A 19,822-nucleotide genomic window follows, 5' to 3' on the forward strand; every position below is an offset into this window, starting at 1 on the left:
GGAGTTCGTGCGGGCGTACCGGGAGGCGTGGCGGCAATGGCGCGCAGGGGTTCGCGAGGTCCTCTTTCCGGCGGGAACCTATGCGCTTCATCTCCACGCGGGCGTGCGCGTCGTCGAAATGACCTGAGCGGCGGCTCTGCTCCCCGTTCCCTCGTGCTCGTTCGCGCAGACTTGAGCCGCATCTGCTGCGGACCTGTTGCCGGGCGACAGTGATACTGACCCCCTCCGGCTCCGGTGAGAGCGAGGAGGCCGAGACGGGAACCACTATCCGAGACGGGAACCACGGTCCGGGCACCGGGGCACCGGCGCGGGAACCGCGCGGAACCACGGCTCGGGCTCCGCGACGACGCAGGAGAGATCGGCGACCACGGTTCGGGCTCCGCGAGAGACCCGGGTCGGTTCAGCGCTCGCCGAGGCAACCACGGTGCGGGTACTGGGGCCGGTTCGGGCTCCGGCGGCAGAGCCAACCACGGTCCGGGCACCCGGGCAGAGCCAACCACGGTGCGGGCACCCGAGCCAACCACGGTGCGGGCACCCGGGCACCGGTGGCACCGGCGGCACCGGGAGGCAACCACGGTGCGGGTACCCGCGGTGCGGGTACCCGGCGAGCCCCTCGGAGGGGCAGCACCCACGCGCCGCAGCGAGCGTAGCTTCGGCGCGTCGATCAGGCGCCCCTCTGGGGGCCCTCGCCCCGGAGCGCGCAGCCCGTGCTCGTGCCACCGACCGCTGCTCGACGCGCGGTCTCGGACTTTCGCGCCTTTCCGCCCGCCCGTCCTCTCCCGACCAGCGGCACGTCCGTTGCTATTCCCTTGGATCCGCCGCGTCGCGGCCAACGGTCTCCGAGGAAACCAGGTGCCGAAGCACTCCCCACGACCCGACCTCCGTCTATTGCGCGCCCCCACCCAGGTTGCGCGCACCGGGCGCACCGGACAAGGCTACTTGCGCAGACATCGCGCCACGCTCGTCCTCTTTCCCCTATGCCTCGCCTACGCCGTCGTGCGCTACATCGTGATCAAAGGCGTGCCGTGGAGCGAACTCCCGCTCTTCGTCACCAACAAGGCTCTCGCCTTCACGTCCCTCGCGCTCTTCGGGCTCGCCGCCGTCGCACGAGATCCCGAGCGTCGGCGCGCCGCCGGCCTCACGGGCCTCACGCTCGCCAGCGTGCACACCGTGATCACGCTCTGCCTCCTGCCCACGGCCTCTTTCGCCCCCCTCTTTGCGGCCTTTCCCGCGGGTCGCACGCTGCGCGTCGGGCCCCAGCTCGCGCTCCTCGCCGGAGCTGCCGGTCTCGTGGCCGTCGCCTTCGCCGCCCACCGCGTGCGACTCGCGGTCCCGGCCCTGCTCCTCCTCGGCGTGCTGCACTGCGCGGCCCTCGGCTGGCCGGGATGGTGGCGCGCCAGTACTTGGCCCGGACGGCTTCCGCCGATCACGTTGCTCGCGAGCGCCACTGCCGCCCTCGCGCTCGTCGCGCTCGGCCTCCGGGCGCGCGTGCGCCGACGCGCCGTACACGCTCCGCCGAATCTGCGGCTCCTCGGGGGAGCGCGCACGAAGGTCGCCACGCTCGGCCTCCTCGCTGCCTTGCTCCTCGCCGTGGCGTGTACGGATGGCGCTCCCAGCACCTCGCGCGACGGGGGCGCCGGCGGGGACCCGGCCTCTCCCGATGATGCGGCGAGCCAAGGCCCCGGGCCCGGCGGGCTCCCACGCGACGGAGTCGCAGCGCGCGACGGCAGCCCCGCCCCGTCGAGGGACGGTGCCCCCCGCGACGGTGCGCAACTCCCGGAGGCCGGCGCGCCCGCGAGCGGCAGCTTCCGCTTCATCGCGTGGGGCGACACTAAGTCCGGCACCTCGACGCTCTCCGCGCTCTCCAACCAGGCCCTCGCCCTCAACCCCAAGTTCACGATTTACGCCGGCGACATGATCAGCACCTGGTCGGACGCGGCGATGGACAAGTGGAGGACCGCGGCCAACGGCGACAAGAGCAACGGCATCTTCGACATCACCTTCACCGTGCGCGGCAACCATGACGCGTCCGGCTCCGCGACGGGGTACTTCAACTGGATGGCCAAGAACCACCCGCTCGATCGGTCCGCCGCGGCCATCGGCGCCAAGAGCTTCTCCCACATGCCGGGGCGCGAGAATGGGGCGTACTCCTTCGACTACGCCAACGCGCACTTCGTCGGGCTCGACTCGACCGGTGACGCGGATACGATCAAATCCGACCAGATCGCGTGGCTGGATGCCGACCTCGCGGCCGCCTCCAAGCGCGGCATGACCCACGCCTTCCTCTGGTTCCACGGCCCGATCTACTGCGTCGCGGGGCACTGCGACTGCACGACCAACATCTGCAAGAGCGGCATCTACGCGCTCGTGGCGGTGCTCAACAAGTACAACTTCGTCAGCGCCACCTTCCACGGGCACGAGCACGTCTACACCTATACCTACCTCGACAGCCGACGCGACCCGAAGATCACGCACCCCTTCCATCAGTTCGTGAACGGCGCGACAGGCGCGGGACCCGATGTCTGCGACCCCGGCCGCTACGACTACTGGATGAAGACCCCGGGCTTCCTCGCGGTCGACGTGGATGGCCCGCGCGTCTCGGTGCAGTTCCACAAGCAGGGGGGCACGGTCCCGGAGAAGACCATCACCTGGACCAAGTGACAGGTCAGGCGCGCGGGACCCCCGTGAGGAGCAGCCCGGCCGTGCCGAGCGCCGAATGGCCGGAGGCCGCGCCAAGCGTGAGCACGCCGGGGAGGAAGCCGAACTCGACGGCCGCCCCCGTAGCGAGCCCCATCAGGATGCCGCCGACGTCTGGATCTCCGTTTGACGGAAACTTGGCCTGCGTGGAGGTATGAGAAACTCAGCTGTAGGAGGGCGCCATGAACATCATCGACCTTGGTGACGACCACCGGGCGCTCTTCGCTGCCTGCCTCGAGGACTGGTCGGACGACGTTCGCGAGGCCGGCGACCGCCGGGCCCGCTGGGTCGAGCGCTTCCTTGCCAAGGGGCTGCGGGCCAAGCTGGCGATCGACGAGCACGGTGCCGTTGGCGGGATGATCCAGTACCTCCCGATCGAGCAGTCTACCGTTCAAGGCGCCGGGCTCTACTTCATCCCATGCATCTGGGTCCACGGCCACAAGCAGGGACGCGGCAATTTCCAGGGCCATGGCATGGGAAGCGCCTTGCTCGAAGCAGCCGAGGCGGACGTGCGGACCCTTGGGGCCAGGGGCCTGGCGGCCTGGGGCCTCTGGCTCCCGTTATGGATGAAGGCCTCCTGGTTCAAGCGGCACGGCTACCGCAAAGCGGACCGTCAAGGCATCGCGGTCCTCGTGTGGAAACCGTTCACGGATGACGCTCAACCACCTCGCTGGCACCCCAGGGGCAAGAAGCTCCCCGACCCGGTACCCGGCAAGGTCAACGTGACCGCATTCGTGAACGGCTGGTGCACGGGGATGAACCTCGCCGTCGAACGCGCCCGACGCGCGGCCACCGAACTCGGTGACAGGGTCGTCTACCGAGAGATTGACACCTCGGAGCCTGCCGCCATCGCGAAGTGGGGCTTCTCCGATGCGCTCTTCGTGGATGGCAAGGCCGTTCGGACAGGCCCACCCCCGAGCTACGAGAAGATCCGCTCTGTCATCGCGAGGAGGCTGCGAAGTTGCGCGGAGACGGAGCCGACGGAGCCGCAACCACGGTGCGGTGGGGCCGACGGCAACCACGGTGGGGAATGACGGAATGACGCACGGTGGGGAATGACGCGGTGGGGAATGACGCGGTGCGGGGGCCGACGGCAACCACGGTGGGGAATGACGCGGGGAATGACGCGGTGCGGGGGCCGACGGCAACCACGGTGGGGAATGACGGGGGAATGACCGAATGACGAGGGCGTGCGGGGCGGTCAAAGCCCGTGAAGGAGCGCGGCCCGCGCTGCCTCGGCCATCGCGCCCCGCGACACGGCCTCCGCGGGACAGAAGTGCCGGGCCGTCGCGCAACCTGGGAGGAGGCCCGCCTGCGTCACGACCTGCACGGCGGCAAAGGCGAGGTGATCGCGCGGCACGTCCGTGTAATAGGGTGTGGTCGGCGCCTTCGCGAGATCGAGCGCGAGCCCTCGGGCGAGGAAGCTGGCGAGCATCGCCCGCGTGAGAGGCTCGTCGGGGCAATACCGGGGCGGGCTCGTCGAACAACCGCCGGTAAGCCCGGCCCGCTTGATCGCCTCGATCGCGCCGTAGGCGAAGTGGTCGGCTGGCACATCCTGGAACGAGGGCGTGGCGGGGGGCGTGCTCGTTGCGAGGCCGAGGAGCCGGGCGAGCACGATGGCCGTCTCGGCGCGGCTCAACGGGTCGGCGACGCGAAAGCGCCCGTCACTACCGCCGACCATTACACCGCGGGCCGAGACGAGCTCGACAGCGGGCCAGAGCGCGTGCCCGGGCGGCATGTCGTCGAAGCGATACAGGGAGAGCCGCGCGCCCGCCTTGACGAGGGCGTTCTGCACCAGCACGGGCTTCACCGCGCGGGGCGCGATGCCTCGCGCGACCGCGAGCGCGGCCAAAGCGCCCATCGCCTGTCCCGTGGCCATCGTGGTGGGTTGCAGGCGCGTGGCGCCGTTTGCGAGCCGGCTCTGCGAGAAGTTCTTCTCCGCGGGGAGAAACCCGTCGAGCGTCTCGGGGAGGAAGGCCTCGAGCGGGATCTGGAAGACGCGGCCGGAGCTCACGTCGGCCCGCGTCTCGAGCGCGCTCTCGAGCGTGGCGTCGCTGCTGCAGTTGTGCAGATCGTTGGCGTAGCCGCCAACGGCGATGGCGCTCGGCTCTAGGGTCTTCGAGCGCGGCACGCCCGGGTCGTTGACCAGGTGCCTCGCTGTGAGCGTGCGGGACCCGATCATTCGACGGCTCTCGCGCACGTAGGGGTAGAGGGGGAAGTGCCGCTCGAGGCTCCTGAAGGCGGCGGGGATGTTCGGACAGGGGGCGGGGTCGTAGCCCTCGTCGTTGGCGACGGACCAGAGGGGTTCCCCGAGGTCGGTCTGCAGGTAGTAGAGGAACTGGAGCGTTTTAAGCCGCGCCTCGCAGTCGACCTGCGCGCGGTAGGTGCGGTCCTCGAGGTAGCGCACGGGAAGCGTCGGGTTGGTCACGCCGGGCGCCGGGTTGTAGAGGTTCAGCGCGGGATGGTCGTTGGCCCAGTTGATGCCGGTCTTGGTAATCGCGGCGCTCGTCGCGGCGTTCGCGGCCGTATAGCTGCCGGCGCCCGTCGAATCGGGGGTGCCGCGGTAGGCCGCGTGCGTCACCGCGTCGTACGGGTAGTACGGGGCAAGCCCGAACCAGCTCGTCCCCCCCTTCCTGATCACGCGCTCGAAGTGCGGCTTGGCCTCGGCATAGCCCGGAGGGGCCGACGAAAAGGCCAGCCCCGTCGGGAGGCCCTTCGGGTATTTCTTGGCGATCGCCACATAGGTGAGGTCCTGAAGGCAGGCCGCGGCGTTCGGCGCGTCGCTCGTCGCGTTGCCCACGCGGTAGCGTACCCCGGCGAGCGGCAAGAGGTCGCCGTGCTCGGTCGCGTCGACGAGCACCCTGGCCTGGAAGATCTCTCCACCCGAGGTGCGGACGCCGGTCACGGCCTGCCCGCTTTTCAGCACGGCTGCGACCGAAACCTGGGTGAAGAGCTCGAGCGAGCCCTTGCCGGAGGGCGCCGCACGCAAGAGCTCGAGAAGCTTGTCCTTCCCGACGCGCGGCTCGAAGCACTGCGAGTCGCCGGACCAGTAGCAGGTGCTGATCGATTTGCCGAGCCCCGCGTAGTGCGTGCGGACCCTGTCGATGAGCTCCTTGTAGAGCCCGTAGTCCGCTTCGCGCGCGGAGCTCACGTCCATCGAGGAGACCCCGGCGCTCGTGGCCTGGCCCCCGACCCAGGTTGATTCCTCGAGGAGCGCCACCCTCGCCCCCATCCGGGCGGCCTGGATCGCGGCGGCGGTCCCGCCCGTCCCCGCGCCAACGATCACGACGTCGAAGGTCCGCACCACGCGGGCGTCGAATCGACCGAGATCGGCCGCGCCGCGGTCCGTCGAAGGGCCGAGATCGTGCAAGCCGGCATCGGAGGTGCCGACGCCGCTGTCGCTGTCGGTGGTGCCGGGTCCGCTACCCGGACAGGCGGCAAGGAGCAGCGCGGGGAGCAGGGTGGAGATTGACCGTCGGCTGGGCATGCGCCGGAGCCTAGCACCGGTTGGACCATGCAAAGGAGTGTCCGGCGGCGCCGGGCAAGCGGCGGGAATCAGCGCGGTGCCGGCGGGTGGACGGCAGAGACGACGGCAGGGTGTTCGGCGCGCCGGATCCGGCCGTCCTCCATCTCGTAGAGCGCGTCGAAGACGTCGAGCGCCCGGTGGTCGTGCGTGACCACGAGCACGGCTGTCCCCCGCTCGTGCGCTACCTTACGGAAGAGCTCCATCACCAGGCGGCTGCGCAGGCTGTCCAGCGCCGCGGTCGGTTCGTCGGCGAGGATCAACGACGGTTCGTTGGCCAGGGCGCGAGCGATGGCCACGCGCTGTTGCTCGCCGCCGCTCAGGGTCTCCGGGTACGCGCGCTCGCGGTGTCCGACCTCGAGGTAGGCGAGGAGTTCCCGGGCGCGCTGCCGACCGTGGGGCTTCTCCCCGAGCTCGCAGGCGATCTCCACGTTCTCGCGCGCGGTGAGGAACGAGGTGAGGTTCGCCTTCTGGAAGACGAAGCCGAGGTGGTGCCGTCGCAGCCGCGGCAGGTCGGCGAGCGGGACGCCATCCTTGACGACGCGCCGACCCTCGAAGAAGACCTCGCCGCGCTGAGCGGGGGAGACGAAGCCGAGCGCCTTGATAAGCGTGGACTTTCCCGCGCCGCTCGGACCGAGCAGGGCGGACACCGTGCCGCGTGCGAGGGTGAGGCTCACGTCGTCGAGTGCGGTCACCGCGTTGGCCCCGCTGCCGTAGGTCTTGGTCAGGCCGATGGCCTGGAGCGCGTCGCGCATGGTCAGCCCTCCAGCGCTCGCGCGGGGTCGATGCGCATCACGTGGCTCACCCCGAGGATGCTCGCCAGGGTGACGATGGCGAGGGTCACCACCGGCGCGACGACGGATATCGTCGGCGTGATGAGCACGCGGCGCGGGAAGGCCGGAAAGGCCAGGTCCCCGATGAGGTAGGCCACCGCGTAGCCGAGGGCGCCGAGGAGCCAGGACTGCTGCAAGACGAGCCCGAGCAGGCGCCGGCGCTGCGCGCCCATCAGTTTGAGCACGGCCAGGTCGTGGGTCTTCTCGAGGGTCAGGTTGTAGATCACCATCATCACGATCACCGCCGCCGTGAGCGTGAGGATGGCCGTGAAGAGCCCGATCTGCAGCCGCGCGCGCTGCACCACGCCGCCGAGGAGCAGGGCCTCCTCCTCGTCTTGCGTGTAGACGGCGACGTCTCCCCAGCGGCGGAGCACCTCGCGCACCTCGTCGCGCTGGTGCGGCGCGGTCTCGACGAGCACGGCGGCCAGCGGCGGGGCGGCCAGTGCGGGGGCGCGCCACCTCGGGTCGGTGAGCAGGTCCTCGAGCGCCGGTTGTCCGCGGCCGAGGTCGGTGCGGCGCAGGCGTTCGACGACGCGCTGCCGTTCGAGGAGCGTGGCCTCGGCCGGCTGGTCGTAGGCCACGAGCTGCGCATCGGCGGCGCTCATGAAGGCCACGGAGTCGCCGCCCGAGGTGAGCGCGTTACGCGTCAGCCCCACCACGCGGTAGGGCTCGCCGGCGAGGGTGAGGGTCTCGCCGAGCTCGAGCCCGAGCGACGCGTCGAGGATCAGCTCGCCGTGCCCCTGCGAGAGCGGCCGACCGCGGACGAGTGGAAGCGCCTGGCCTGCGTCGTCGGGCCAGCCGAGGCCCACGAGAGCGATACGCAGCACCTTGCCGTCGCGCTCGCGCTGGATGAGCTGGTAGGTGTAGGGGCGGGCGCTTCGCACGCCGGGTACGGCGGCGACGCGCGCCTCGATGCTCGGGTCGAGCCGGGACGCCTCGGCGAAGGGGCCACGGGTCTCGCGCTGGACCACCCAGAGGTCCGCGCGCATGGCCCGCGTGAGGATCGTCGCGTCGTCCACCATCCCGGCGTAGATCCCCTGCATCGCGACTACGACGCTTAGGAGGAGCCCGAGGCCGCCCGCGGTGCCGAGGAAGCGCGGTAGATGTCGGCGCACGTCGCGGAGTGCGAGGTTCACGGCGTCCTCCAGCGGCGACCGAGGGGCAGACGACCGGCCGGGGAGGCGGCGGCGAGCACGATCTCACCCTCGGCGAGCCCCGCGAGCACCTCGACGTGGTCCTTCCCGGTCACGCCGAGCTTCGGCCGGAGGGTGGCGATCCGCCCGCCCCGATCGACATAGACGAAGGTCCCCTCGGCGTCGCGTTGGAGCATGCGCAGCGGCAGGCGTAGCACGCGGGCCTTGCGCGCGAGCTCGATGCGCACGTCGGCGCGCTGGCCGATCGCCACGCGTTGCGCCAGGCGATCGGGCGTGACCTCGACCTCTATCTCGTGGGTCTGGCGGTCCGCTTCCCAGGAGATGCGGGTCACCTTGCCCGAGATGGCATCGCTCCTTCCCGGAAAGTGGATCGTCGCCGGCTGGTCGACCGCGAGCTCGGAGAGGACCGTCTCGTCCACAGCCGCGCTGACGTGCACGCGGTTCGTGTCGACGAGGCGCAGGACCGTCGAGCCGATGGTCACCGTGTCGCCGGGCTCGCGCAGGCGTCGCGTGACGAGGCCCTCGAAGGGGGCGAGGAGCGTGGCGCGGACCATCGCCACGCGGCGTTGCTCGGCGCCTCCCCGGGCCACGTCGATGCCACGCGTGGCCTCCGAGCGCTGAGCGAGCACCCGGTCCAGGTCGGCGCGGGCGAGGCGTAGTCGGTCCTTCGTGTCGTCGCGCGCCTGGCCACCGATGGCACCCGAGGCGAACAGGGCCTGCGTGCGCGCCGCCTCGCGCTCGGCGGCGGCGAGGACGGCTCGAGCGCGCTCCTCCTCGGCGGCGAGGCGCTCCAGCGAGGAGCGTGCCGCCGAGATCCCCGTCTGTGCCGAGCGCAGGTCGGCGAGGGCCTGGCTCGTCTCGAGCCGGGCGAGCTCCTGGCCGAGGCTCACGCGCGTGCCCTCCTCGACGAGCACCTGACTCAGCCGGCCCACGAGGTCGAAGCCCACTGCGGCCTCGCGCTGGCTCTCGACCAGCCCGCGACCGAAGGCCTCCTTCACCACGAGGCCACGCTCGAGACGTGCGCGCTCGACGGGTACCGGGGCGAGGACGCGGAACCAGAGCAAGGCGAAGGCGGCTGCACCGAGCAGCAGCAGCCATCGGGCACGCCGGAGGAGGTCGAGCAGGCGACGGAGGAGGTTCGAGGGTGTCACGGGCTACCTCACCTTCTTCGGGGCGCGGATACGCGGTTTCTTCGCCGGGCCGCGGGGGCTCGGGGACGCCTCGGCCTGCATCGGCCGCAGCAACAGCGAGAGGGCCCGCGCCACGGCGCGCGAGTCGGCCCCCTGCAGCCCGGGATTCGCGCCGGCGAGAGCCAGGAGCTGCGTCGTGCCGAGCACTACGGCGGAGAGGGCCTCGGCGGGGAGATCGTTGCGGACGGAACCGTCCCGCTGGGCCTCGCGCACGCAGGCGGAGACGAACGCGCGTGTCTGCTCCACGCAGGAGGTGAGCCTCGCCGAGCCCTGGTCGGGAAGCGCGAGCAGGAACTGCTCGGAGAGGACGAGCCGCAGGATCCCGAGGTGCTGGCCTACTGCGGTGCTGCGCGCCTCGACGAAACGCTCGAGGCGCTCGAGCGGAGGCAGCTCGCTCGACGGATAGGTCCCGGCGAGCACGGCCTCCACGCGCACCACGACGGCCTCGAGCAGGGCGTCGAGCGTGACGAAGTGCCGAAAGATGGCCCCGGTCGTGAGGCCCACGGCCTCGGCGAGCTTCCGCGTGGTGAGCGCGGCGATCCCGCGCGTGGCGATGAGGTGCAGCGCCGCGTCCACGAGCTCGACCTGGCGCATCTCGGAGGTTCGACGAGAGGGTGTCACAGATATAGACAGTAAGCACTTACTTACTACAAGTCAAGCCCCTTCGTCCTCCATCGCCCCGAGGCCCCTTCAGCCTCGTCGCCCCCGGTATCGAGCCTCCGAGCGAAGGAGCCAATTACCACCTTCCCTGTCCCCGTATCGCCCTGGAGGGACCCGTTGGCGTCGGGCATGGGCGGCACGCCGGCGTCGGTACGGACCGCGGGGCCGAGGTCACTCGCGCTCCGGCCGGCATCGTTCCAGGCCGGCTCAATGCCGCTCGCGGTGTTCATGTACTTTGTCGGGTCGTCGACGGTCGTGCCGGCTGGCGGAAGGCGGATGAGCGCAGAGATATAGAGGTCAGGGGAGACGGAGGAGATCACCGGCAGCGCCGGCACGAATCTCTCGTCCGCCGTCGTCTTGGGCTTCACCTGGGCGTACAGCGGGTGCGGGTCGTAGGGCGCGCCGAAGCCCCAGACGGCGTCTTCGAGTGGGCCGTCGCTCTTCGGAGGCAGGTCCTCCTTCGGTACCCCGAAGGTGTTGAACTGCGCGGCATGGGCACTCCTCGCGCGCCGGGTTGAACCGGTGACGTGCTGTGAACGAAAGCGTTGTGAATGAACAGAGCACAGACATCAATCGCAACCGAGTTCGTGCGCAGCTGAGGGTGTCCGCGAGGGCCTCAGCGGGCGGACTTCCCCTTAGCGGCCAGAACGAGGCTCCTCGTGAGCTTCACGAAATCCACCCGGTCGAAGGGCTTGTCCACGCGGAGATTGCCGACCTTGGCGAGGTACTCCGAGGCTCCCGGGGTGAACGCACCGCCTGTGACGAAGACGACGTGTCTGGCGAGAGCCGCGTCCTCGGCCGCCAGCCAGGCATGCAGCTCCATTCCCGACATCGCGGGCATCATCAGGTCGCAGTAGACGAGATCGAACCCGCGATCCCTTCGCAAGAGCGCCTGGGCTTCTTGCCCGCAGGACGCCGTGAGCACCTCGTGTTCTCCTTGAAGGATACGTACGATGGCCGCGCGGACCCCGGCCTCGTCGTCCACGACGAGAATCCGCCCCCGGATCGTCGGCTGGGCCCGAGTCTTCTCCGGCTCGGCCTCGTGCGGCGCTCTCCAGTCGTCAGGTGCCCGCGCGAGCCGAATCCGGAAACGCGTCCGCTGGCCCAGCTCGCTCGTGAAGCCGATCTCTCCGCCGAAGCCCGTGATGATGGCGCGGCAGATCGACAGACCGAGGCCCGTCCCGGCGCCAACGCCCTTGGTGGTGAAGAAGGGCTCGAAGATCTTTCCCCGATGCTCGTTCGCGATGCCCTTGCCGGTGTCACTCACCTCGGCAAGGACCTCGTCCCCCTCGGTCCAGGTCCGGATCCGTATCTCGTTCTGCTCGACGCGACCCTCATCGATGGCGTGTGCGGCGTTGAGAAGCAGGTTCAGGAACACCTGCGACAGCTTGCCGTCCGAGGCCAGGACCATGGGTGGCGAACCGAGGTCCTTGACCAGCCGCGCCCGGTACTTGATCTCGTTGAACGCCAGGGTGATCGCGTGCTCGATGGCCTGGTGCAGGCTGACCGGTGCGAGCTCCGTTCGTTCCACTCGCGAGAAGGTCCCCAGCCCTCGTGCGATCTCCCGGATGCGGAGCGTTCCCGACAGGGCATCCCCGACCCGCTCGGCGACGTCGCCGAGCCTCTCCGGCGTGAAGAACTCCTCGCCGGCTCCGAGCAGGTCCCGGACCGTGTCGGGGTCGGTGTGGGAGCACAAGGCGCGGTGACACCTCCGCATGGCCTCGGTCAGCTCGGGCAGCTCCTCGGAGATCGTCTGGATGTTGCAGAGCACGAAGGACAGGGGGTTATTGATTTCGTGGGCCACGCTCGCGGCAAGGGTTCCCATCGTCGTGAGCCGGTCTGCCTGGGCGAGCTGCGCCTGCAGCCGCCTCGTCTCGGTCACGTCGCGAAAGATCTCCAGGACTGCCGGTTGGTCCTGGAACGTTATGCCCGTGTAGAGGATCTCGAAGGTCCTCCCTCCATAGAGGTCGGAAACCTCCAGCGAGGTGCTCTGACCGATGGTTAGTCCAAGCTCGCCCGGACGGCCCTCGCGGGGGTGCTGCGTGTCGGCGGTGCGCGCCCAGCGCCGCTCTCCTGGCTGCCACGAAGCGGTCAACTGCTGGAACCGCTCGTTCGTGAAGAGGACGCGCCCCTCGTGGTCGACGATCTCCATGGGGAACGGGAGGCTTCGGAGCAGGGTTTCGTTGAACTCGAAGAGCTCTCGGTATCTCTTCTCGCTGTCGTGCAGCGCGGCCTCGGCCCTGCCGCGCGCAAGCGCCGCCCCGACGCGCGCGCAGAGTCCCTCGAGGAAGAGGATCATCTCCGGCGTGAGCAGGTATCGCCGACTGTCGACGAGCTGCAAGAGCCCGAGGCTCTGCGTACCCGCGTGCACGGGAATGAGCGCGATGGACTCGTACCCTTCGCCGCGGCAGCTGGAACACGCGCGATCCTGTAGACCACCCTCGGTGATCGAGGCCCAGCGCTCGGCGGAGCTGTTGCGCCAGAAGCTGCCCCCCTCCGTGAAGCGAGGAGCCCGCGGGGCGGCCCCCCCACCGATGACCTGGCCGCACAGGCAGACCGGGACCGGGTTCCCCTTCGCGTCGCGGACGATGACCCCCTGCGCGTCGCGCAGGAACAACGGGCAATTCGTGCGCGGAAGATGTTCCGGAAAGCCGATCGCCTCACCGACGGGGAAGTCCTCCCCGGCCCGGAGGCGGAGGGCCACGGCCTCGATGCCGAAGCAGTCCTTCACGAGCTGCAGCACGCCGCGAAGCGCCTCCGTCTCGCTGTCGGGGGCGTTCAGGAGCGCGAGCACGTCGCTCGTCAAACGCTCCCAGCGCGCGGCCTGCTTGAGGTGGGTGACATCCCGCAGCGACACGACCCAGGCCCTCTTGTCCTCCCACGTCGTGGGGACGACCCGCATCTCGGCGGACCGCGGGAGGCCCCGAGCCTGCGGGATCTCGATCTCGGCCGGCTGGTCGCCACGCATCGGAAACGCAAAGGGGGTACGTAGCAGCTGTTCGGCGCTCCGGTTCAGGAGCCGCTCTGCCGCGGGATTCACGAAGGCGATCGTCCCGCCGGCGTCCACCACGAGGGTGCCGTCGGCGTTGTTGACGAACAGCCCGCGCAGGTCCCGCTCGTGCGCCGCGGCGCGCTGCTTCAGCCGATGCAGCTCCACGTACCCCGCGACCTTCGACCGCAACACCTCCGGGTCCAGCGGCTTGAACGCGAACTCGACGGCGCCCAGGCGATAGCCCGCGAGCAAGGCCTCCCGGTCGGCATTCATGGCAGAGACGAAGAGGATGGGGGTGGCCTGGGACCTGGCCCGTCCGCGGATGAGGCTCGCTGTGTCGAAGCCGTCCATCCCCGGCATCCGGATGTCCAGCACGATCGCCGCGAAGTCCTGGTCGAGGACGAGCCTCAGGGCCTCCTTTCCGGACCCGGCCGAAAAGACCGTTTCTCCGAGAGGCGCGAGAATGGCGTCGATGGCGACGAGGTTCTCGGGCTGGTCGTCCACGATGAGGACGTTGCTCTTCATCTCCCGTTCCCGCCACAGCCCCACGGAGATTTGCCCTCCCGGTATTCCCTCCATCGACGGCGATCGGCCGTCATGTATGGCCAGCTTGCAGTTCTGCGCGGCACCGACCCGAGCATCGCGAGACGAGCCGGAGATCCGGACGGCCGGCCAGCTGCTGGGTTGGCCCGGGGACTGGCTACGGCCAGGGCGCCGGCGGGTTCGTCGCCAGGATCGCGTCGAGCCAGGCCTGCAGCGCGGTCTGGTGCGTGCCCTCCGAAGGGGTGAGCACGTGGGCGTTCGAGTCCACCACGAGGTGCGCGAGGTGCTCGCTCGCCGGCCGCTTGTCCATGGCCTGCGCGAGGAGTTCGTGCACGTAGCGGCAGTTGTTGGTCGCGCCGGCCGCCTTGGCCGCGGGGACCACGGGCGATTGTCCGCAGCAGTGCACGTCGCCCTGGCCCACGAGGTCGAAAAGCGGGACGTGCCCCGTCGAGCCCACCGTGCGCTCCGCGAAGAGGCTCTTGTCCCCGACGAAGGGGCCGATCTTGTCGATCACGGCCTTGAAGGAGAAGGTGGTCCCGTCGTTCACGGCGCCCTTCTCCTGCGGGGTGCAGCCGGTGCCGAAGAGGTCCTCGGTGCGCGCGGAGACGAGATAGGCGTCGAGGAGCGCACCGTTCAGGCGCACACCGCCGCGTTCGAAGGCATGCGCCACGATGTAGGCCCCTGCCGAGCCGGCGCTCGTGCCGTGCAGGAAGATCTGACTCGTCGGATAGCCCTTGAGCGCGCCGCTGCCGCGCGCGGTGAAGTCGATCGCCGCCATCGTGGCGCGGAGGCCGTCCACCGTGTCCGGAGGCGTGCCGTTCGGGTTATTCGGATAGACGTTCCCCATTCCGCCATAGAGGTCGTGATCGCACATCGAGGGCATGAGGAAGCGGTAGCCGGCCTTGAGGCGCCCCGCGGCGATCGTCTTCTTCGTCCCCGCGGGGCCGACGTGCTGCTCCAGCACGCCGCGCAGCTCGGTCGCCCCCTCCTCGAGGTTCGCGGCCTCGCCCCCCACGTACTTGCCCCCCTTCTCGTAGTAGCCGACCCCTCCGCCGTGCATCAGCACCCAGAGCGGCTTCTTCTGCCCGGTGACCGAGGCCAGCTCGACGACGAGAAAGGTGAAATGCCCCTGCTTGCCGCAGCGGTAGCGCGTGTTCCTATAGAAGGCCGTGTTGAGCGTGACGCCGGAGACAGTGATCGGCGCCTGACTGACGAGTGCGATGCCCGAGGTCTCGTAGCGCACCGGAAAGGTCCCGCCGCCACCGCCATCGACCGGCGAGCCGCGGTCCGCGCCTCGCGCATCGAGTTCGGTCGGCGGACGCTGGTCGTCAGTGCGAGGTCCCGCATCGCCCGGCAGCCCCGACCCCCCCGAATCGACTGACGGGACGGTGGACGAGCCCGGACACCCGGCGAGCAGGAGAGCCAGCGGCAGCCAGGACTGAGGAGACAGAGAAGGGAGGACGTGGGGGCGCGAGGTCGAGCGGCGCATTCCGCTCATCTTATAGGGCCCGGCGCGGAATCACCTGCTCATTGTAGCGGCCGATCCGTTGCGGCCCCTCTCGGCCGTCCGCGGACCTACAGCCGTGGCTCGAGCGTCGCGTCGCGCAGCCGGCCGGCGACCGAGCCCATCAGCTCCTTGACGAAGGCCGCCGTGCCGCCGCGGAAGTCGTGCGGCAGAAAGCTGAGCCCCGAGATCTGCGCGATGTTCGGGTGGCCTCCCGACTCGGCGCGCACCACGTCCCAGCCACTGACCCATACGGAGTCGAGGAGCGCGCGATCCTCCTCGGTCAGGTCGCTGTAGCGCTTGTCGCAGGCCGCACGCAGCGTGGCGAGGCGGCCCGTCCCCACCGCCCTACTCAGGCCGTTGATCTTGGCGCGCCCGGCGAACTTGCCGACGAAGTCGGAGAAGCGAAAGCCGAGCGCGTCGGCCGGCGCATCGCGGAGCTCCCGCTCCGAGACCTGCTTGATGCGGCCGAGGGAGACCTGCGTGGCCTTCAGCTCGGCCTCGTAGGCGCTCAGCACGCCGCCCGGACCGAGGAGGATCTGTCCGAGGGCCTGCGGGTTCCGCCGGCCGAGAAAGGCGTTCACGGAGGCCTGCACGAGGCCCATGGGCCACCCGACGCAGAGAAACTGCGCCTCGGGGTGCAGGTCGAAGGCCACGTAGCGGTCGTAGGCGTGTTGTCGCCAGTTGAGCTTGGCACCGTACTTCACGGCCACGTTGCCGAGCCGCATCGACTGGCCGACCTCCAGCGTCGGGATGCGCGCCGCGTCCGGCTCGAGAATGCGCGCGCGCTCGTCCACGACGTAGGTGTCTCCCTTCTCCTGCAGCCGCTCGGGCGTCTCGAGCTCCTGTTCGCGGCCCAGCCGGCGGAGCTCGACGTAGAGGCGCCGCAGCGACGGGCGGTCTGCGGCGACGAGGCGCCCCAGCAGCACGTTCGGGAGCGCCTGGCCGTCCACCTGCTTGCCCTTCGCGGCGAGGAGCAGCTTGTTCGTGACCAGCCCGAGCGCGAGGCGATTCGCGGTAACTCCCTGGTCCGGCGCCGCGCGGAAAAGGAAGCGCCGCACCTCGGCCGGCGTGAAGCGGTCGGCGTAGCCCGCGCTGTCCACCATGTCGATGACCTGGCGGTCGGTGGCGTCGAAGGCCTCCTGGCGCGGGTCGAGACCCGAGAGGTACGTGGCGTTGCTCGGCCCCTTCACGAAGGAGCGCTCCTTCGCGGTTCCGGTCTGCCGGTCGTGGTGGTCCGTGTGCACGTCCATGAAGGGCTTGCCGTGCGCGAAATCCACGAGCACCGAGAGCCAACCGGCCTTGGGGCCGCTCACGGTGTACTCCTCGCCGCCGTACTCGATCCCCTGGAACTCGAAGCGCGAGACTCCCTTCTGCTTGAGGAAGTGGGCCATGGCCATCGCGCTCGCGACCCCGTCGAGATCCAGGTGGTAGTAGATCTTCACCCCTTCGGGGCGGCGCTCGGCGAGGAGCCGCGTGATGCGGTGTCCGAAGGGCGCCTTGGCGCGAGCGGCCGCGCGCTCGGCGGGGGTGAGCGCACCGTGCTTCGCCGAGGCGACCGGTGCGAAAGCCGACGCGGCCAGCAGCGCGAAGAGCGCGAGGCGCGAGGCGAGATCACGTCGCGCGAGCAGAGAGTGTGCGGTGCGCATGGTCAGGACTCCTGAGGAGGGGCGTTACGGGTTCGACGCGCTGCGGGCGACGCTCTAGTGGTCGTACTCCCAGTAGTCGCCGCCGCCGATGAGCGTCGCGCCGAGGTTGCGGAAGAGGTGGCCGCCCGCCTGCGCGGGAGTGGCCTGGAAGGTGCCCGAGAGCTGGTAGTTCCCGCACGGCTCGCGGTCCTGATGGTCGAAGATCAGCTCCTGGCGGAGACGGAGGCAGCCGCCGAGGAGCTCACCGCTGTCGAGGTAGACGAGCTCCGCCGTGGCGCTGAGCGGGCCGTCGGCATAGTAGGGGTCGGTCTCCGGCTCGCCGAACTGATCGAGGAGCGTGTCCCGCATGAGCTGGGCGAAGGCGCGCATGCGCGGTTCGCGGATCTCGTCGAGCGCGAGCGACTCGGTCTTCCGAAGGTTCGCGGGGTGGCTCAGGTTGCCCGCTTCCACGTGGTACCAGGGGTCGCCGAGGATCTCCTTCCGGTCGGCCTCGGGGAGGGCCAGCCACTCCTGGCCGGTGCGGACCGCGGCCACGCGGCGATAGAGCTCGGCGTGGGGGCCCACGAAGGTCTGCACGGGGCGCACGACGACGCGCGGCGGGCGAGCGCGGTGCGGGCGGCTCGGTTCGGTCTGCTGGCCGGTCTTGGCCAGGGCGGCCGGCTCGTCGAGGCGGACGACGAGCAGGGCGGCCCCGAGGCTGAGAGTCGCGGCGACGACGGACGCGCGTCGGCAGAGACGGGATTTCGTATGGCGCATGGATCGGCTCCTTGCGGGACAGAACGACGATGCCGGCTATCAGCAAGGGAAGTGCCAAGCCCGCGCAGGCTCTGGAGGCAGCAATTGGTGGGGTTGCGCGGCGGAGTGCACACGAAAAGACGCGATCGCGGTGGCTCCATACGCCACGTCAGGGGGCGGCGGGCCGGCGCGCGGGGCTCGTGTGACCGCAGCGCCAGTGCGTGGGGCTTGTGCAGTGGCCGGTCCGGCAGACGCGCTGGTCGGGTTTGCCGCGCTGTTTCACGCGTAGGTCTGCGAATCCTTGGCGGCGAGGGTGCGCCAGGCCGTGGCATGGGTCGTGCTATGCGCTTCGTCTATCCACCACCGCTGACAAGGAGTACGTCCATGCGTGCACGTAATGGCGCGGCCACGCGTCTCGTCTCGTTCGTCCTCGTGATCGTGTGCCTGGTCTTCGCCGCGACCGCCGCGAGCGCCAGGGGCCAGGGAGACGATGGCGATACGAAGGGCTTCTTCCATTTTCTGGGATTGACCGGCCACAAGCGGACCGAACGCCAGCTCCGCGTCATGGGCTACGACAGCGAGAAGTCGTTCCGGTGGTACCGGGACCACGCGAAGGGCAGTCGCGACGGACGGAGCGCCCTGAGCGGTTTCACCGCGATCGTGGGCGGGATCTTCAAGGCTGTGAGCGGCAAGAAGTAGCGCGGCCCGCGCCGGGCGCTCCTTCGAAATCGCGAGACCGGAGGCGCCGTGGCGCGCATCCCCGGTGCGCATCCGAGACGGCACTCCCGTCGCAACGGCTTGAAAGCCCGCGCGCCCCCGCGTCCAGCACTTGTTGGCACAGGACCTGCTCCGCGCCTTCCCGACGGAAGGTGGTCCATGCCGTATCGATCCAGTCCCGTGCGTCGCGCAAACGCGGGCGCCGCGCTCGTCCTCGCCTCGGTGCTTCACCTCGCCGCCTGTGCGGCTCACGCTCCGGGGGAAGGCCCCGACGAGCTGCGCGGCAAGAGCTCCCCCTCGGGCACCTCGCCGTCGGTCTTCGGCGCGCAGCCGGCGCACCTGCCGAACGTGATCGCCCAGGCCCGCGCGATGAACCTCTCGTGGATGCGCTACCACCTGCGCTGGGACCTCATCGAGGCCACCCCGGGGACGTACGCCTGGAAGGCGGCCAACGACTCCGACATCGCCGCGATGGCCGAACAGAACCTGCCCGCCGTCTACATCTTCGGCACGCCGGTCTGGGCGCGGCAGCCCGGCCGCGAGGGGAAGCTCTGCGGCCCGATCGACGCGAGCCAGGAGGCGGCGTTTCGGGCCTTCGTGCGTGCCGCCGTGAATCGCTACAAGCCCTGGGTGAGGTACTGGGAGCTCTGGAACGAGCCCGACGCGGCCTACGACCTGCTCGGCGCCACCTCTCCTTACGGGTGCTGGGGCGAGCTGACGCAGGAGAACTACGGCGGCGAGTACTACGCGCGCTTCCTCAAGGCCTTCAGCGAGGAGGTGAAGGCCGCGGACCCGACGGCGAAGGTGCTCTCGGGCGGCATCCTCCTCGGTTGCGACAACGATCCCGGCGGCGCGTGCGCGAACGGCAACGCGGGGACGAACCCCCGCTTCATCCAGGGCGTCCTTGAGGAGGAGGTTCGGCAGGGCGCGCGCTTCTTCGACATCCTGGCTTTCCACAGCTACGCCTACTTCAACAGCCTCGGGAAGGACTTCCAGCGCACCGCCGCGGCGTGGGGGCCCTTCGGCGTGCTCCACGGCAAGACCGACTACCTGCGCCGCCTGATGGGGCAGTACCAGTCGAGCCGCCCGCTGCTCATGAACGAGGGCGGGCTGATCGTGAGCGACAGCTGCCAGCTCAGCGAGCCGATCGTGCAGAACGCCGCCAACGAGGCCTGGCGCCTCTATCTCAGGACCTGGGCGCTCGGGCTCCTCGGCTCCGTCTGGTACACGCTCGACGCGCCCGGGTGGCGCTGCTCGGGGCTGCTCAACGAGGTGAACGGCGTCTCGCCGGCGACGGCGGTCTCGTTTCTCGCGAACACGCTCGCGGGGGCGACCTACGTGGGGTCCGTGGGCTCGGGGGTTGTGGAGGGGTACCGCTTCTGCAAGGGGGAGCTCGAGTATCGCGCGTACTTCACGAACGACGCGGCGCTCGGCGTCCAGCCCCTGCCCACGCCACCCGACGCGGTCGCGCTCTACGACAAGCTCGGCGCCCCGCTCGTCCTCGGCGAGTCGATCCCCGCCAGCTTCGAGCCGCTCCTCCTCGAGCGCCGGCCTGCCGGGGGCTGCAAGGACTACCGCGTCTACCTGCCCGTGATTCGCAAGAACTGACGGAGCGCGTTCGCGTC

At 70.1% G+C, this 19,822-nt stretch carries 14 protein-coding genes; 4 read left to right on the forward strand and 10 right to left on the reverse strand.

What is annotated here, in order from left to right:
* Nucleotides 1-939 precede the first annotated feature (939 nt).
* Both IT371_30875 and IT371_30880 read left to right on the forward strand, forming a co-directional pair.
* Nucleotides 940-2,661, forward strand: coding sequence for a metallophosphoesterase (locus tag IT371_30875; GenBank protein MCC6752095.1), 1,722 nt, complete (start codon nt 940-942; stop codon nt 2,659-2,661).
* Between the two features lie 218 nt (nt 2,662-2,879).
* Nucleotides 2,880-3,731, forward strand: a complete 852-nt coding sequence (locus IT371_30880) for a GNAT family N-acetyltransferase (protein MCC6752096.1) — start codon at nt 2,880-2,882, stop codon at nt 3,729-3,731.
* 167 nt (nt 3,732-3,898) lie between these two features.
* Here the strand turns inward: IT371_30880 and IT371_30885 are convergent, their stop codons facing one another.
* The 10 genes from IT371_30885 to IT371_30930 all read right to left on the reverse strand — a co-directional run bounded on the left by IT371_30885 (nt 3,899) and on the right by IT371_30930 (nt 17,501).
* A complete protein-coding gene (locus IT371_30885; protein ID MCC6752097.1) occupies nt 3,899-6,184 on the reverse strand; it encodes an FAD-dependent oxidoreductase in 2,286 nt (761 codons plus the stop codon).
* Between the two features lie 68 nt (nt 6,185-6,252).
* Complete coding sequence (locus tag IT371_30890) at nt 6,253-6,975, reverse strand: ABC transporter ATP-binding protein (GenBank protein MCC6752098.1); 723 nt, start codon at nt 6,973-6,975, stop codon at nt 6,253-6,255.
* Between the two features lie 2 nt (nt 6,976-6,977).
* A complete protein-coding gene (locus tag IT371_30895; protein MCC6752099.1) occupies nt 6,978-8,189 on the reverse strand; it encodes an ABC transporter permease in 1,212 nt (403 codons plus the stop codon).
* Entirely contained in the window at nt 8,186-9,358 is a 1,173-nt protein-coding gene (locus tag IT371_30900) for an efflux RND transporter periplasmic adaptor subunit (GenBank protein ID MCC6752100.1), read from the reverse strand. Before IT371_30900 ends, IT371_30895 begins: the two co-directional genes overlap by 4 nt.
* A gap of 3 nt (nt 9,359-9,361) precedes the next feature.
* Complete coding sequence (locus IT371_30905) at nt 9,362-9,991, reverse strand: TetR/AcrR family transcriptional regulator (protein ID MCC6752101.1); 630 nt, start codon at nt 9,989-9,991, stop codon at nt 9,362-9,364.
* 53 nt (nt 9,992-10,044) lie between these two features.
* Nucleotides 10,045-10,425 carry a hypothetical protein gene (locus IT371_30910; protein ID MCC6752102.1) on the reverse strand — a complete coding sequence of 127 codons (381 nt, stop codon included), beginning with the start codon at nt 10,423-10,425 and terminating at the stop codon, nt 10,045-10,047.
* A gap of 248 nt (nt 10,426-10,673) precedes the next feature.
* The gene (locus tag IT371_30915) at nt 10,674-13,574 is read right to left on the reverse strand and encodes a response regulator (protein ID MCC6752103.1); all 2,901 of its coding nucleotides are present in this window, start codon (nt 13,572-13,574) and stop codon (nt 10,674-10,676) included.
* A gap of 175 nt (nt 13,575-13,749) precedes the next feature.
* Nucleotides 13,750-15,081 carry a hypothetical protein gene (locus IT371_30920; protein MCC6752104.1) on the reverse strand — a complete coding sequence of 444 codons (1,332 nt, stop codon included), beginning with the start codon at nt 15,079-15,081 and terminating at the stop codon, nt 13,750-13,752.
* Between the two features lie 86 nt (nt 15,082-15,167).
* Entirely contained in the window at nt 15,168-16,745 is a 1,578-nt protein-coding gene (locus IT371_30925) for a hypothetical protein (protein MCC6752105.1), read from the reverse strand.
* Between the two features lie 54 nt (nt 16,746-16,799).
* Nucleotides 16,800-17,501 (reverse strand): hypothetical protein, encoded by a 702-nt coding sequence (locus IT371_30930; protein ID MCC6752106.1) that lies wholly within the window; start codon nt 17,499-17,501, stop codon nt 16,800-16,802.
* A 363-nt stretch (nt 17,502-17,864) separates the two neighbouring features.
* Here IT371_30930 and IT371_30935 point away from each other — a divergent pair, with 363 nt between their 5' ends.
* Together IT371_30935 and IT371_30940 are read left to right on the forward strand one after the other, a co-directional pair.
* A complete protein-coding gene (locus IT371_30935) occupies nt 17,865-18,179 on the forward strand; it encodes a hypothetical protein (protein MCC6752107.1) in 315 nt (104 codons plus the stop codon).
* A gap of 177 nt (nt 18,180-18,356) precedes the next feature.
* The gene (locus IT371_30940) at nt 18,357-19,805 is read left to right on the forward strand and encodes a hypothetical protein (GenBank protein MCC6752108.1); all 1,449 of its coding nucleotides are present in this window, start codon (nt 18,357-18,359) and stop codon (nt 19,803-19,805) included.
* Nucleotides 19,806-19,822 lie beyond the last annotated feature (17 nt).

The sequence above is a fragment of the Deltaproteobacteria bacterium genome (assembly GCA_020848905.1).
Lineage (GTDB): Bacteria > Myxococcota_A > Polyangia.

Excerpts from the sequence above, each read along its gene's own strand:
- IT371_30935 (MCC6752107.1), top strand. The coding sequence starts at position 17,865 with ATGCGTGCACGTAATGGCGCGGCCACGCGTCTCGTCTCGTTCGTCCTC.
- IT371_30880 (MCC6752096.1), top strand. The coding sequence starts at position 2,880 with ATGAACATCATCGACCTTGGTGACGACCACCGGGCGCTCTTCGCTGCC.
- IT371_30940 (MCC6752108.1), top strand. The coding sequence starts at position 18,357 with ATGCCGTATCGATCCAGTCCCGTGCGTCGCGCAAACGCGGGCGCCGCG.
- IT371_30885 (MCC6752097.1), bottom strand. The coding sequence starts at position 6,184 with ATGCCCAGCCGACGGTCAATCTCCACCCTGCTCCCCGCGCTGCTCCTT.
- IT371_30920 (MCC6752104.1), bottom strand. The coding sequence starts at position 15,081 with ATGCGCCGCTCGACCTCGCGCCCCCACGTCCTCCCTTCTCTGTCTCCT.
- IT371_30930 (MCC6752106.1), bottom strand. The coding sequence starts at position 17,501 with ATGCGCCATACGAAATCCCGTCTCTGCCGACGCGCGTCCGTCGTCGCC.
- IT371_30890 (MCC6752098.1), bottom strand. The coding sequence starts at position 6,975 with ATGCGCGACGCGCTCCAGGCCATCGGCCTGACCAAGACCTACGGCAGC.
- IT371_30905 (MCC6752101.1), bottom strand. The coding sequence starts at position 9,991 with ATGCGCCAGGTCGAGCTCGTGGACGCGGCGCTGCACCTCATCGCCACG.
- IT371_30925 (MCC6752105.1), bottom strand. The coding sequence starts at position 16,745 with ATGCGCACCGCACACTCTCTGCTCGCGCGACGTGATCTCGCCTCGCGC.
- IT371_30915 (MCC6752103.1), bottom strand. The coding sequence starts at position 13,574 with ATGAAGAGCAACGTCCTCATCGTGGACGACCAGCCCGAGAACCTCGTC.